Origin of the sequence: Cedecea sp. FDAARGOS_727, assembly GCF_012273235.1 — a bacterium.
Taxonomy (GTDB): domain Bacteria; phylum Pseudomonadota; class Gammaproteobacteria; order Enterobacterales; family Enterobacteriaceae; genus Cedecea; species Cedecea davisae.
Genome location: NZ_CP050966.1, coordinates 2,974,897 through 2,989,138 on the forward strand (window position 1 = coordinate 2,974,897; position 14,242 = coordinate 2,989,138).

11 protein-coding genes are annotated in these 14,242 nt (G+C 57.4%); 4 read left to right on the forward strand and 7 right to left on the reverse strand.

The annotated features are described in order from the left end of the window. Nucleotides 1-49: 49 nt before the first annotated feature. A complete protein-coding gene (mtnK, locus tag FOC35_RS14140) occupies nt 50-1,249 on the forward strand; it encodes an S-methyl-5-thioribose kinase (RefSeq protein ID WP_172569230.1) in 1,200 nt (399 codons plus the stop codon). A gap of 244 nt (nt 1,250-1,493) precedes the next feature. On the opposite strand, the gene FOC35_RS14145 is transcribed toward mtnK, so the two are convergent. From FOC35_RS14145 to FOC35_RS14160, 4 genes are read right to left on the reverse strand one after another with little or no spacing between them, the layout of a single operon-like run. After that, complete coding sequence (locus FOC35_RS14145; RefSeq protein ID WP_172569231.1) at nt 1,494-2,732, reverse strand: LVIVD repeat-containing protein; 1,239 nt, start codon at nt 2,730-2,732, stop codon at nt 1,494-1,496. Between the two features lie 9 nt (nt 2,733-2,741). Further along, nucleotides 2,742-3,806 carry a sugar ABC transporter substrate-binding protein gene (locus tag FOC35_RS14150; RefSeq protein WP_172569232.1) on the reverse strand — a complete coding sequence of 355 codons (1,065 nt, stop codon included), beginning with the start codon at nt 3,804-3,806 and terminating at the stop codon, nt 2,742-2,744. Between the two features lie 26 nt (nt 3,807-3,832). Continuing rightward, entirely contained in the window at nt 3,833-4,828 is a 996-nt protein-coding gene (locus FOC35_RS14155) for an ABC transporter permease (protein WP_172569233.1), read from the reverse strand. Next, a complete protein-coding gene (locus tag FOC35_RS14160) occupies nt 4,825-6,330 on the reverse strand; it encodes a sugar ABC transporter ATP-binding protein (protein ID WP_172569234.1) in 1,506 nt (501 codons plus the stop codon). Before FOC35_RS14160 ends, FOC35_RS14155 begins: the two co-directional genes overlap by 4 nt. A 176-nt stretch (nt 6,331-6,506) precedes the next feature. Between FOC35_RS14160 and FOC35_RS14165 the strand changes: the two genes are divergently transcribed. Continuing rightward, nucleotides 6,507-7,586, forward strand: coding sequence for an oxidoreductase (locus FOC35_RS14165; protein ID WP_172569235.1), 1,080 nt, complete (start codon nt 6,507-6,509; stop codon nt 7,584-7,586). Nucleotides 7,587-7,687: 101 nt separating this feature from the next. Here the strand turns inward: FOC35_RS14165 and norW are convergent, their stop codons facing one another. Further along, nucleotides 7,688-8,824: an NADH:flavorubredoxin reductase NorW gene (gene norW / locus FOC35_RS14170; protein ID WP_172569236.1), complete on the reverse strand. Its 1,137-nt coding sequence runs from the start codon at nt 8,822-8,824 to the stop codon at nt 7,688-7,690. After that, complete coding sequence (norV, locus tag FOC35_RS14175) at nt 8,821-10,266, reverse strand: anaerobic nitric oxide reductase flavorubredoxin (protein WP_172569237.1); 1,446 nt, start codon at nt 10,264-10,266, stop codon at nt 8,821-8,823. The genes norW and norV overlap by 4 nt, the downstream gene beginning before the upstream one ends. A 222-nt stretch (nt 10,267-10,488) precedes the next feature. On the opposite strand from norV, the gene norR reads away from it, so the two are divergent. Together norR and FOC35_RS14185 are read left to right on the forward strand one after the other, a co-directional pair. Next, nucleotides 10,489-12,006 (forward strand): nitric oxide reductase transcriptional regulator NorR, encoded by a 1,518-nt coding sequence (norR, locus tag FOC35_RS14180; RefSeq protein WP_172569238.1) that lies wholly within the window; start codon nt 10,489-10,491, stop codon nt 12,004-12,006. Nucleotides 12,007-12,145: 139 nt separating this feature from the next. Next, complete coding sequence (locus FOC35_RS14185; RefSeq protein ID WP_172569239.1) at nt 12,146-12,619, forward strand: helix-turn-helix domain-containing protein; 474 nt, start codon at nt 12,146-12,148, stop codon at nt 12,617-12,619. On the opposite strand, the gene FOC35_RS14190 is transcribed toward FOC35_RS14185, so the two are convergent. Next, a complete protein-coding gene (locus tag FOC35_RS14190) occupies nt 12,620-14,185 on the reverse strand; it encodes an EAL domain-containing protein (protein WP_172569240.1) in 1,566 nt (521 codons plus the stop codon). It lies immediately after the preceding gene. Nucleotides 14,186-14,242 lie beyond the last annotated feature (57 nt).

Below are 14,242 nucleotides of genomic sequence, written 5' to 3' on the forward strand. Positions count from 1 at the left end.
TATAGACGTCCAAACGTCTTGTTTAATTTTATTTTCTGAGAGGCTCGCCATGTCGCAATACCGCACTTTTAACGCCGCAGATGCAGTGGCATACGCTCAACAGTTTGGCGGGCTGGCTTCGCCCTCAGAGCTGGTGGACGCGCAGGAAGTGGGCGACGGCAACCTCAACCTGGTCTTTAAAATCTTTGATACCCAGGGCGTTAGCCGGATTATCGTCAAGCAGGCGCTGCCGTATGTGCGCTGCGTGGGCGAGTCCTGGCCGCTGACTCTCGACCGGGCGCGTATTGAAGCGCAGACCCTGGTTGAACACTATCAGCACAGCCCGGAGCACACGGTAAATGTGGTGCATTACGACGCGGAGCTGGCGGTGATGGTGATGGAAGATCTCTCCAGCCATCGCATCTGGCGCGGCGAGTTGGTTAAGGGCGCTTACTACCCCCAGGCGGCGAGCCAGCTTGGCGACTATCTCGCAAAAACGCTGTTCCACACCTCCGACTTTTATCTGCATCCGCACGCGAAAAAAGCGCTGGTAGGGCGTTTTATTAACCCGGAAATGTGCGAGATCACCGAGGATCTGTTCTTCAACGATCCGTATCAGGTTCATGAGCGTAATAATTATCCGGCGGATTTGGAGCCGCAGGTCGCGGCCCTGCGCAACGACCGCGAGCTCAGGCTTGCGGTAGCCCAGCTGAAACATAAATTCTTCTCCAGCGCCGAGGCACTGCTGCACGGCGATATTCACAGCGGCTCGATTTTCGTCGCCGAAGGCAGCCTGAAGGCGATTGATGCCGAATTCGGATACGTTGGCCCGATTGGCTTCGACATCGGCACTGCCGTTGGCAACCTGCTGCTGAACTACTGCGCGCTACCGGGGCATTTTGGCCCGCGCGATGCGGCAAGCCATCGCGAGCAGCGCCTGAAAGATATTCAGGAACTGTGGCTCACCTTCACAGAGCGTTTCACCGTTCTGGCCCGCAGTGAAACCCGCGACGCCGCGCTGGCAACCGAAGGCTACGTCGAGCAATTCCTGCAAAAAGTGTGGATTGATGCGGTAGGTTTCTGCGGCACCGAGCTTATCCGCCGCTCTGTCGGCCTGTCTCACGTTAGCGATCTTGAAAGCATTGAAGATGAAGCGACCCGTCTGGCCTGCATCAGCCACGCAATAGAGCTGGGTAAATTCCTGATTCTGATTGCCGGGCAGGTGGATTCGGTGGAGGAGTTTATTGCCAGGGTTCGTCAGAAAGGTTGAGTTTTTCCCTTACGGGCCCTCACCTAACCCTCTCCCGGAGGGAGAGGGAATGAAAGAGGGCGTTCGTCGGGGACATAGCCGAGCTTGTAGAGGTTATCTCTACTGGTTACAGCCGTTTATGCAGACCCAGAGGTGATTCCGTTCACGCAATAATCCGCTGCTTAAGAGTTGCTTTAAGTCCCGCAGCGAGGTCCTTCCTTTTCCCCCTCTCCCCTGTGGGGAGAGGGTCGGGGTGAGGGGCAAGCTATCCCAAATACTCAATAATCGACAGTCCGCCGTTATAATCGGTGCTGTAAATAATCCCTTCTGCATCCACAAACACATCGCAGGACTGGATAATGCGCGGTCGTCCTGGCCGGGTATCCATCATTTTCTCTGGCGCGGCCGGAACCAGCGCTCCGGTTTCTACCGGGCGATACGGATTGGAAATATCGTAAGCCCTGACGCCCGCGTTTTGATACGTCGCAAAAATCAGCGTGTCGCTGATAAAGCTCCCCGGTCGGTTTTCGTGAAGGTTGTGCGGCCCAAAGTGCGCGCCTTTTGCCACATAATCAATTTCGTCCGGCTGCGGGAAAGTCGAGATGCTGACCGGATTCGCCGGGTCGCGAATATCAAACAGCCAGATAAGCTTCTCGCCGTCTTCCTGATTGTCCAGCACCGCTTCGTCCAGCACCACCAGCAAGTCTCTGTTCGGCAGCGGCAGCGCGGTATGGGTGCCGCCGCCAAACGGCGGGCTCCAGTTGCGGTGGCTGATGAGCTGAGGCTGCGAGCGGTCTGAAACGTCCAGCAGCGTCAGGCCGCCGTCGCGCCAGCTGGCATACGCCGTGTCGCCGCTGATTATTGCGTGGTGCAGCGCATAGCGCTTGCCTTCCGGCCAGGTCGGCTGCTCGCCCGCGGCGGTATTCATCCCCGGTAACCACCAGTTGCCCGCCACCTGCGGGTTGCGCGGGTCGGCAAGATCGATAGTCAGGAAAATATAGTCGCTAAAACCGTCGATCAGCGCCGAAACATAAGCCCAGCGCCCGCCAACGTACCAGCAGCGGTGAATGCCGATGCCGCTAAGCGACAGGAAGCTGATTTCTTTTGGTTTATCCGGCGTGGAGATATCAAAAATACGCAGCCCGGCACTCCAGCCCTTGCCCTGAACGTCACGTACCGTTTCACCCACCGATTTGGTGTAGTAAACCTTTTCATCGGCAAAGCGAACGTCGGCAAACAGGTCGCGGGCGTTGATAACCAGCAGCAGGTCGTCGTGCGCCTGCAAATGAATGTTCCAGGTGCCCGGAGGGGCAGGCACAAAGCCCGCCGCCTTTGGGTGCTTCGGGTCACGCACGTCAACAATCGAGAAGCCCTGGGAAACCATATGCCCGATGTAGGCGTAACCGCGATGCACCATCAGCTGCACGCCGTCCGGCTTTCCACCCTGGTCGCTGTGGCCGATAAGCCGCATATTGCGGCTGTATTCGGGTTGTGGCAGAGCCATCGGCACTCCTTATTTGTTTTTAGCTTCGAGGGTGGCAAACCACGGCGCAATAAAGTCGTCGGTCTGGCCCCAGCCCGGAATGATTTTGCCCAGAGAAGACACGTTTACCGGCCCCGGCTGGCTTGCCAGCAGCGCCTGATGAATGGCAGCGGCTTTAAAATCATAGGTAGCAGGCGTTGTCTCCCCGGCAATTTTGTAGGCTACCAGGCGCACGTTGGTGGCGCCGATAAGCTTAGGATCGACCGCCACGCTAACTTTCCACGGGCTGTTTGTTTCGCGCATCAGTTGAATATCCTGGTTGGAAACGTCGATGCTGTAGAGTTTGATTTCGGTGCGGCCGTTCTCCTGCAACGCTTTATAAGCGCCCTGGCTGAAGGCGTCCCATGTACCCCAGATAGCGTCGATTTTGCCTTTTGGATATTTAGCCAGCACCGCGCCGACTTTGTTGGCGGTATCGCCCTGTACGTCGGAAGAAACGGCTCCGATGGATTCCAGCTCTTTGATGCCAGGGTTAGCTTTTAGCAACGCCTGGTAAGCGGTCTGGCGGCGTTCCATTGGCGGGAAACCGGCCACCCACAGTTTGATGATATTGGCTTTGCCGTTGAAGTCTTTTACCAACTGGCCGAAGGAGAGGTCGGTCAGCGAGGCATCGTCCTGCTGGGTCACGGTCACGCCGGGAATAGCGCCGTTAACGGCAGTATCAAAGACTGAGACGGCAATACCGGCGGCAACGGCTTTTTTTACCAGCTCGGTTGAGTACGGGTCGCGGCCCTGAGAAAGAATAATCCCGTCATATTTCTGGCTGATGGCCTGGTTCACAAAGTCCTGGAAGCGGGCATCGTCGCCGTTGCTCAGGAAAGTGCTGACCTTAAAGCCCAGCTTTTTAGCCTGCTGAACCGCACCGGCAACAAACTGCGTGGTGTTGTCGTCTGAACCCAGGTTGCGGATAACGGCAATGCGAATAGGGCCGTCATGAGCGGCGATCTTTTCCGGCACCGGAGCGACGGTTGCCGCGTAGCCCGGCAGAGCGGAAAGCAGGCTCAGCGCCAGCAAAGAGGTGGTTAATTTTTTCATCGTCGTTACCCTGTGTGAATGTTGTTTTAGCGTCGTTGTATGTAAGTAATCGCCAGCGCTGCAGCCAGCACCAGGCCTTTAATTATGTCCATCGCGTAGTAGGGCACGGAGAGCATCACCAGCCCGTTTTGCAGCACGCCCAGAATCACCGCGCCAACCAGCGTGCCGAGGGCGTTTGGTTTACCGGAACCTGCAAGAGAAAAGCCAATCCATGCGGCGGCCACGGCATCCATCAGGTAGCCGCCACCTGCATTGACCTGCGACGAGCCAATGCGCGACGCAAGCAGAATGCCGCCCAGCCCCGCAAGTAAAGATGCCAGCACGTAGGCCGCCACGCGGTAGCGGGTGGTTCGAATGCCGGAAAGGCGCGCTGCTTCCGGATTGCCGCCGATGGCATACATGCGTCGGCCGTGTTTGGTCAGGGAAAGCGCGAGCTGTGCCACCAGGGTTACCACCAGCATGATGATGACGATGGTCGGCACCTGGCCCAGCAGGCCGAAGCTTGCAGGAATAGTGCCTTCGGCCATGTCGCCACTCGGCAGTACCATATTTTCTGTAATCGAGCCGCCGTAGCTGTAAGTCATCGCCACGCCCTGGATAACAAACAGGCTGGCGAGGGTGGCGAGCATATCGGGAATTTTCAGAACCACTATCAGGAAGGCGTTAAACAGCCCGACCAGAGTACAAAGCACCAACGTCGTGATAATCGCTTCCGTGGTGCCAAAGCCGTGCCAGACGAACAGTGAAATGACCAGTGCGTTTGCCAGAGAAGCGGTGGAGCCAACGGACAAATCAAACCCGCCGACGGTGAGCGAAATCGATACGCCGACGGCAATGACCGTGACGATGGCGATAGAGCGCAGGATGTTAATGATGTTGTTTGGCTCAAGGAAGCTGTCTGAAGCGATGCCGAACAGCGCCACCAGGGCAACAACGGTAAGCAACATCCCCCATTTGTAGAGAAAGTCAAAAAACTGCTGGCGGCCGGAAACGCCGGCCTTAAGGGATAATGCTTTGCTCACGCGGGCGTTCCTCCGGTGGAGTAGAGTAAAAGTGTTTCTTCGGTGGCCTGGTGGCCGTCAAGCTCGGCGACGATGCGCCCGTCCCACAGCACGCAGATGCGGTCGCATAGCCCGACCAGTTCGGCAAACTCGCCGGAGGCGTAAATCACCCCTTTACCCTGGCGAGCCAGCTGGTCTATCAGCACGAAGAGGTCGGTTTTGGCTTTGATGTCCACGCCTTTGGTCGGTTCGTCAAAAATCAGCACTTCGGCTTCGCTGCGCAGCCACTTGCCGATGGCGACTTTTTGCTGATTGCCGCCCGAAAGACGGCGCAGCGCTTGCGCCGGGCCGCTGGTACGGATCCCCAGCCGCTGAATAGTTTCCTCCGCCCAGCGCTTCGCTTTGCGGTGGTCGAATAATCCCCTGCGGGAGAACTGATTGTCGGCGCTGACCGCAAGGTTCATGGTGACCGACTCGTCGATAAAAATGCCTTCTTTACGGCGTTCTTCCGGCACCAGCACCACGCCGCGCGTCACGGAATCCGCCGGGTCTTTTGGCCGCCAGTTTTTCCCCTTCAATTCGCCGCGTGCGACGGTGCTGCGGGTAGCACCGAACAGCGCCTTGCACAGCTCGGTTTTGCCCGCGCCCGCCAGCCCGGCAATGCCGAGAATCTCGCCCTTACGCAGCCGTAAAGAAATGTCCCGCAGCAGCGCATCGTCATGAAGCCCTTCCACCTCAAGCAGCGTGTTGTTCGCAACCGGCGGGCGGTGCGGAGGATAAATATCGTCGAGCTGGTGGCCGAGCATCTTTTCAACAATTTCTTCGCCGCTGAGATGCCCCATCGGGCCGCTGTCCACCAGTTTGCCGTCGCGCAGGACCGTCATCTGGTCGCAAATCGCCTTCAGCTCGTGAATGCGGTGGGAGATAAACACCACGCCGATGCCGCTTTGCTGTAGCCGCTGCACCACGCGAAACAGGTGCTCGCTCTCCTGGCTGTCCAGCGGAGCCGTAGGCTCGTCGAGGATAAGAAAGCGGCAGCGATGGGAGAGGGCGCGCGCCAGCAGGATTTGCTGCTTTTCCGCCAGCGAACACTGCTCAATACGCTTTTTCACATCGATTGCCACTTCCAACTGCGCCAGCGCGGCGCGCGCCTGCCGGTAAATCTGCGGCCAGCTGTAGAGGTGGCCCGCTTCTGCCAGCTTGTCGAGCATGATGTTTTCCCCGACGCTCAGGCCGGGGATAAGCGCTACGTCAACTTCCTGCTGCACGAGGTGAATACCGAGCAATTTGGCATCGCGCGGGCTGCGGATAGCGACCGTTTCGCCGTTAATCAGGATTTCGCCCTGATAATCAGCGTGCGCCCCTGAAAGCACCGCCATCAGCGTTGATTTACCCGCTCCGTTTGCGCCGGTCAGGGCGTGTACCGAGCCGCCATTTAGCTGAAAATCAACCTGGCTCAGGGCGTTGAAGCCGCCGAAGGCGATGGATATCTGCCGCATCTCGAGCTGGTTAAGCGTTGTCATGGCGGAGCCTGCATCCGTGTTTAATAAATTGATCTGTCGAATTTTTAACGGCCTTCTGGGTTGCGGGCAATGAACGAAAAGACATAAGATAAAGCAAAATGATATTAGCCGTCCAGATGTCTGGACATATCATCGGCATAGAATATATCCCGTCAGCGCATGAAAGGAAATGAATCATGACCAGCACCGCTATCCGCGTGGTTACCGGCCCCGCCAATTACTTCTCCCATCCCGGTAGTCTTGCCCGCCTGAGCGAGTTTTACAGCGAAGAGCAGCTAAACAACGCGGTGTGGATCTACGGTGAGCGTGCTTTTGAGGCCGCGCATCCTTTCCTGCCTGCGTCATTTAATCTCCCGGGCGCGAAGCACATTGTCTTTGGCGGCCACTGTAGCGAGAGCGAAGTGCAGAAGCTGGTTGCCCTGTCCGGCGAGCGGCAGGTGGTGATTGGCATTGGCGGCGGCGCGCTGCTGGATACGGCCAAAGTGGTGGCAAGAAGGCTGAACGCTCCTGTGGTGGCGATTCCGACTATCGCCGCGACCTGCGCGGCCTGGACGCCGCTGTCGGTCTGGTATAACGATGCCGGGCAGGCGCTGCGCTATGAAATCTTCAACGATGCCAACCATCTGGTGCTGGTGGAGCCGGAAATTATTCTGCGTGCGCCACAGGAATACCTGCTGGCGGGCATCGGCGATACGCTGGCGAAGTGGTATGAGGCGGTGGTGCTTAGTCCTGAGCCGAAAAATCTTCCGCTAACCGTTCGTCTGGGGATTGGCGCGGCGCTGGCTATTCGCGATGTATTGCTGGAGAGCAGCGAGCAGGCGCTGGAAGACCAGAATAACGGCGAATTAAGTCAGGCGTTTCTGGATGTGGTTGAGGCGATCGTTGCCGGAGGAGGCATGGTCGGCGGCCTGGGTGACCGCTATACCCGCGTTGCCGCCGCTCATGCGGTACATAACGGCCTGACGACGCTGCCGCAAACTGACCGTTTCCTTCATGGAACTAAAGTGGCTTACGGAATTCTGGTACAGAGCGCACTGTTGGGGCAGGACGACGTGCTGGCTCAGCTTACCCGGGCGTACAAGCGTTTCAACCTGCCCACTCGGCTGGCGCAGCTGGATGTGGATATTAATCATCGCGCCGAGCTGGATAAGGTGATTGCCCGCACTTTGCAGACCGGGGAGTCTATACACGCTTTGCCTCTGGCGCTTTCGCCGGAGGTTTTAAGAGCGGCTTTTGAGAAGGTTGAGGCGCTGTAAAGATTTGCCCCTCTCCCCACAGGGGGAGAGGATAAAACCCGGTGCAGAAGCTTACTTTTTTCCACCCTCTTCCTCCCGGAGAGGGCCGGGGTGAGGGCATTTCACCCTAACTGCAACTCCCGCACTAAAGCAAACGCCAGCTTCATATGCTCCTCGCTAACGATAAACGCCTTCAGCTGCTGTTCGGCGTTCAGCCCTTTGGCAATCAGCCCTTCGCCGCTGGCGGTAATATGCCAGCATAAATCCTCGCGCTGGGTTTCCCCTGCCAGATGCAGCGGCATTTCGGGCGTTTTCACTTTTACCAGCATTGCCGGGAGCTTCAGCGGTTGCTCCGCGCCGAGCAGGTTTTTCGCCAGCGTCATGGCGCTTAGCTGTATCGGTTGCAGGAACGGCAGCACTTTTCCGTCGATTTCCGCGCAGTCGCCCAGGGCATAGATATCCGGATCGGAAGTTTGCAGCTGGCTGCTCACCTTGATCCCTCGGTTTACCTCCAGCCCTGCGTGCTGAGCCAGGCCGATGTTCGGGCGCAGGCCAATAGCCGCGACAACCGCATCAGCATAGATTTTTCGCCCGTTGTTGAGCGTGGCGCACAATCCCGGCTCCGTTTCGCTTATCGATTCCAGGCGCTGATTAAACAGCAGTTCAACGCCCATCCTGCTGAATTTTGACTGCAACCTTCCGCTCACTTCAGGCGGCAGCAGAGAAGCCATCAGGTGACCGGCGTTGTCCACCAGCGCGACCTGTTTGCCCGCCCGGCAAAAATCCATCGCCAGCTCGCTGCCTATCAGCCCGCCGCCGAGGATAAGCACGCGTTTAGCATCGCGCAGTCTGGACTCGCAGGCCTGATACTCCTGCTGGCTATTGAGCGTCAGCATCAGCTCCTTGCCCACAATGGGCGGGAGCAGGGCGGAAGAGCCGGTCGCCAGCACCAGCTTGTCGTACTGCCACTCTCGCCCTGAAGACTTCACCCGCTTGTTTTTCGGGTCGATGCTACTGACCCAGCTGTTGGCGTGTAGCGTCAGGTTGTACTGTTCGGCAAAATCTCCTGCCGGCTGACGGGTCATCTCTTCGGCACGCTGATTCAGGCTGATGACGTGGCTGAGATCGGGTTTGTTGTATTCATCGACGCGGTCGGCGGCAATCAGCCGAATCGGCACCTCTGCATTGTGTTTACGGATATTTTTAACCAGCTGGCGGGCGGCAAAGCCCGAGCCGATAATCACGATGCCGTGGTTCATTTGACCTCCGTAGCCAGTTCGTCGAAGACGTCTTTGCCCAGCGAGCATTCAGGGCAGAGGAAATTATCCGGCACTTCGCTCCACGGCGTATTCGGCTCAACGTTTTGCATAGGTTCACCTTTCGCCGGATCGTAAATCCACTGGCAAACGCTGCACTGCATGCAGGGACCGAGATCGGTGTTTGCCGCTGGCTCTGCGGCTGCCGGAGCGGCTTCTGTTACGCTATTCTGCGCCGCAGGCAGCGGGGTGAGCGCCCACTGGCGTGCGATTTCGCGACCGTGCTCGCGGCATAACTCCAGCGCATTACCGTCCGGGCGCCATTTCGCTTTCAGACTTAGAGACATTTCGAAACCGGCGTCCTGCAGACGAGTAGAAAGGCGGTCTACCGCGCCGCCGCTCCAGCCGTGAGAGCCGAAGGCGCTGGCGCGTTTATTGCGAAAGCGCAGGCCGGTTATCTCTTCTACCAGCCCGGCGATTTTCGGCATCATCACGTTGTTCATGGTCGAGGTGCCGACCAGCACGCCTTTGGAGCGGAAAACGTTGGTCAGAATTTCGTTTTTATCGCTGCGGGCAACGTTGAAGATTTTCACAGCCACGCGAGGGTCGGTTTCGGTAATGCCCTGGGCGATGGCATCCGCCATCATGCGGGTATTGTTCGACATGGTGTCGTAGAACAAGGTGATGCGATCTTCCTGGTAGTCGGCTGCCCATTTCAGGTACAGCTCGACGATTTGCGTCGGGTTGTCGCGCCATACCACGCCGTGAGAAGTGGCGATCATATCCACCGGCAGGTTAAAGCCGAGGATCTCGGTAATCTTCGGCGTGACCAGGCGGCTGAACGGCGTCAGGATATTGGCGTAGTAGCGCTGGCACTGCTCGAACAGTTCGGTCTGGTCCACTTCATCATTAAACAGATGTTCGTCGCAGTAATGCTGGCCGAAGGCATCGTTGCTGAACAGCACCGCGTCGCCGGTCATGTAGGTCATCATGCTGTCCGGCCAGTGCAGCATGGGCGTTTCGACGAAGATAAGCTGTTTGCCGTTGCCGATATCAAGCGTATCGCCGGTTTTCACCACGTTGAAGTTCCATTCCGGATGATGGTGATGCCCGTTGATGGAGTCGATGCCGTTTGCCGTGCAGTAAATTGGCGTGTTCGGGATGCGGGACATGAGTTCGGTCAGCGCGCCCGCGTGGTCTTCTTCCGCGTGGTTGATGATGATGTAGTCGAGCGTGTTGAGGTCGATTTCACGCTCCAGATTCTGCACAAACTCGCGGCTGAATTTATGGTCCACGGTGTCAATAAGCACGTTTTTTTCTTCACGGATTAGATAGCTGTTGTAGCTGCTGCCGCGCAGGGTTTTATATTCGGTGCCGTGAAAATCGCGAACTTCCCAGTCACGCTGGCCAACCCACTGAATGTTGTTTTTAACCTGAATAGCCATGTAAAACCTCACTGATGTAATAGCGTTATTTGTCCTGATACAGGCTCTATTACAGTTTTTATGCCAGTTTTGTATTGCTTTGATTTTTAATGTTTAATTATTTTTATTGATTTTGTATGTTGTCAAAATGACAATTATAAAAATAGTCTTTATGACTGCTCTATTTGTCATTATGACTATGCGGGCGTAAGCTTGGCTCATTGTCTTTTCCGGAGCCTGACCATGAGCCTGTCGTTATCTTCTCTGGCGGCTATTGCCATTGAGCTGCAAAGCGGTATTAGCCATTCCGACCGTTTTTCCCGCGTCATCCGCACGTTGCGAACCCTGCTGGGGGGCGATGCCACCGCGCTCCTGCGCTATGAAGCACGCTATTTCTACCCGCTCGCTATCGACGGCCTTGCGCCGGATGTTCTGGGGCGGCGCTTTGCGCTTGATGCCCACCCGCGTCTTGAAGCCATTGCCAGAGCCGGGGACGTGGTGCGCTTCCCGGCGGACAGCGAGCTCCCGGACCCTTATGATGGTTTGATTCCCGAGCATGAAGACTTGAAGGTGCATGCCTGCCTTGGGCTGCCGCTGTTTGCTGACCAGAGCCTGATTGGCGCATTGACCGTGGACGGAATGGATCCCCTACAGTTCGACAGCTTCAGCGATGAAGAGCTGAGGCTGATTGGCGTCCTGGCTTCCGGGGCGCTGAATAATGCGCTGCTGCTGGAGCGGCTGGAAAAGCAGACGCCGGAAGGCGCGCCGAAGCCTGCGGCGGGCGGCGGTAATGCTGGCGAGATGATCGGCCTGTCGGCGGGGATTACTCAGCTGAAAAAAGAGATCAATATCGTTGCCGCTTCTGATTTAAACGTGCTGATCACCGGGGAAACCGGGGTGGGAAAAGAGCTGGTGGCCAGGGCAATTCATGCCGGATCGGCCCGTTCAGCAAGCCCGCTGGTTTATCTGAACTGCGCCGCGCTGCCGGAAAGCGTCGCCGAAAGCGAACTGTTCGGGCATGTGAAAGGAGCATTTACCGGCGCGATTCACCACCGCACCGGCAAGTTTGAAATGGCGGACAACGGCACCCTGTTCCTGGATGAGATTGGCGAGCTGCCTCTGGCTTTGCAGGCCAAGCTGCTGCGGGTGCTGCAATATGGCGATATTCAGCGGGTAGGCGATGACCGCAGCCAGCGCGTTGACGTCCGTGTGCTGGCCGCGACCAATCGTGACCTTAAGCAGCAGGTGCTGGCCGGAGAATTTCGTGCCGACCTGTTCCACCGCCTGAGCGTGTTCCCGCTGCATGTTCCGCCGCTGCGCGAGCGCGGAGAGGATATTGCCCTGCTCGCCGGTTTTTTCTGCGAGCAAAGCCGGGTAAAAATGGGGTTGCGGCAGGTTGTCTTGAGCGAGGCTGCCCGCCGGCAGTTGATGCATTACGGCTGGCCGGGAAACATTCGCGAGCTGGAGCACGCTATTTATCGCGCCATTGTGCTGGCCCGCGCCAACCATCCCGAAGGGGAACTGGTGCTGCTGCCTCATCATTTCCAGCTTTCCGGGCAGCCAGAGGTTGTTCCCAATCAGCCAGATTTAGCGCCGCTGCCGCAGGTCGAAAATTTAAGAGAGGCGACCGACGCCTTTCAGCGAGCTATGGTTATTGAAGCGCTGGCAAACAATGGACATAACTGGGCGGCAAGCGCCAGGCAATTGAGCGTGGACGTGGCCAATTTGCACCGGCTGGCAAAGAGGCTCGGGGTAAAATAATCAGCACAAAGCCCGCGCCAGCCCCGGGTGACAGGCGGTGTCGGGTTACTGTCAGGCTGGTGTCGCGTCGGCGTCGTGTTGGCTTTGCTCATGCCGGGCCATAGTAAGGGCGGGTTCAATCATTTGAGGATGTCCAGCCATGAGTAACAAGATTAAAGCATTGCGCTTATCCCGCGCCTGGTCTCAGGAACAGCTCGCCGAGCTCTCTTCCCTGAGCGTCAGAACTATTCAGCGAATTGAAAACGGCGGCCAGGCCAGCCTGGAAACGCTGAGCGCCATCGCCGCGGCATTTGACCTTAATGTCACCGATTTGTACGACGACGGCGGCGACCCGGGGGCAGAGCCAGAAGAGGCGCTGGATATGCGCATTCAGGAGGCTAAACGGCGCGTTGCCCGCGAATATCGCTACTACCGTTCCGTGCTGGTATGGGCGATTGTCTGCGCCGGTTTAGCCGCAATTAACCTGCTGACTTCTCCGGGAAGTTACTGGTTTCTGTGGCCGACGCTTATCTGGGGCGCGCTGCTGGTGATGGGCGGGCTGCGCTTATTTGTCCTTAAAGGCTGGCTTGAGCGCCGCCAGCAGCAGCGCCTCCAGCAGCTTTTGCGTAAATAGCTAACGGTGGCAAATGGCGTGATTACGCGCTATCCAGTCGATAAATGCCTGCTTCGGCAGGGCTTTGCTGTAAAGCCAGCCCTGCCCGTAAGTCACCCCGTGCTCCCGTAGCCATGCCGCCTGAGCCGCGGTTTCAATCCCTTCAGCTACGGTATCGAGACTCAACGTTTTCGCCATTTCGATGATGTAAGGCGTGACGTTTTTATACTCCAGCGCGTCAACGAAGGATTTGTCGATTTTCAAAATATCGACGGCGAGATCCTGCAAGTAGCTCAGGCTGGAGTAGCCGGTCCCGAAGTCATCAAGGTAGATTGGGTGCCCAGCCTGGCGGTATTGCGCCACAATCGGCGCGCTGGTGGCCGGGTCGGCAAAGCCGCGCTCGGTTATCTCCAGCGCAATTTGCTCCGGCTTAATCTGATACTTGAGCAGCAGCGGTTTGATAAGCGGCAGGATGCGGTCGCTCAGCACGTCGGAGGGCGAAAGGTTGATGGAAATATGGTGCCCCGGATGGGCGTGCAGCCAGTCGCCCATTTCGCTGAAGACTTTATTGATAACCAGCCCGGTAATTTGGGTGATCAGCCCGGTTTGCTCGGCAATCGGAATAAAAATGTCCGGGCTGATAAAGCTCCCGTCCGGCAGACGCCAGCGTATAAGCGCCTCTGCCCCTACGCCTTCACCCGATTTCAAATCGATAATGGGCTGGTATTCGAGGCTAAATTCGCGGCCGCGAATGGCGTCCTGAATGCGGGTTTCCGGCGACTCCAGGCGGCGCAGCAGGCGGGTGATAAACCAGCCCGCGCTCAGGCTAAACAGCATACCGATGGGCAGCCAGATAACCATTTGCTTATACCAGGCCGTTTGCAGCGGAGCGCTGGGCGCCCAGGCTATCATCGCCAGCCCCAGTTCCGGCGCGCGGCGAATGACGTAATCGTTTTGCCCGTCCGACCAGGTGGTTGTGCCTTTGCGTATCCGCGCATGCCAGCCGTCATTGGGCAGCGTGGCGTTGCTGGCAATTTGCCTGTCGTGCTCAAGGCCAACCATCGCGATATTGACCGGGTTATGGCCAAAAGGGATAACGTCAATAAACGCGACGGGATCGATAACCACGACGTGCGGCGTTTTCCCGACGTAAATCATTGGCCGTTGAAAGCCCAGATCGGTGGTGTCGGTATACCAGGCGGAAAACCCCTGCGGGCCGATGGTGTCAGGTGGGCCAAGCTGTGCGCCGTTGTTGTTGGCTTCAAGCGAGGAGCAGCGGGCGCGATTATTCTCCAGGTAAAGCACTTCCTGAATGTAGCGAAAATCAAAGGCTACGCGGCGCATCGCTTCAAGGTGAGGCCGGGTGCAATATGTGCTACTGAAGCGGTTGATTTGCTTGAGTGCTTCAACGGCCTGATCCATCACTTTTTCGCTGCGCAGCAGCGCGCGGTCGGCGTAATTTTCCAGCTCGCTGTGAAAGGTTTTTTCGGCCTTGTTATGCGCCAGGTAAATGCTGAGCAGTATCGGCAGCAGTACCGCGAGGATCAGCACGGCGTTAACGATGCTGACCAGTTTTTTGCCTGCCATAGTTGTGTCCTGGCGTCAGAAGTGAAAAGTCAGAGGAATTTATCTGCCAGCATAGTT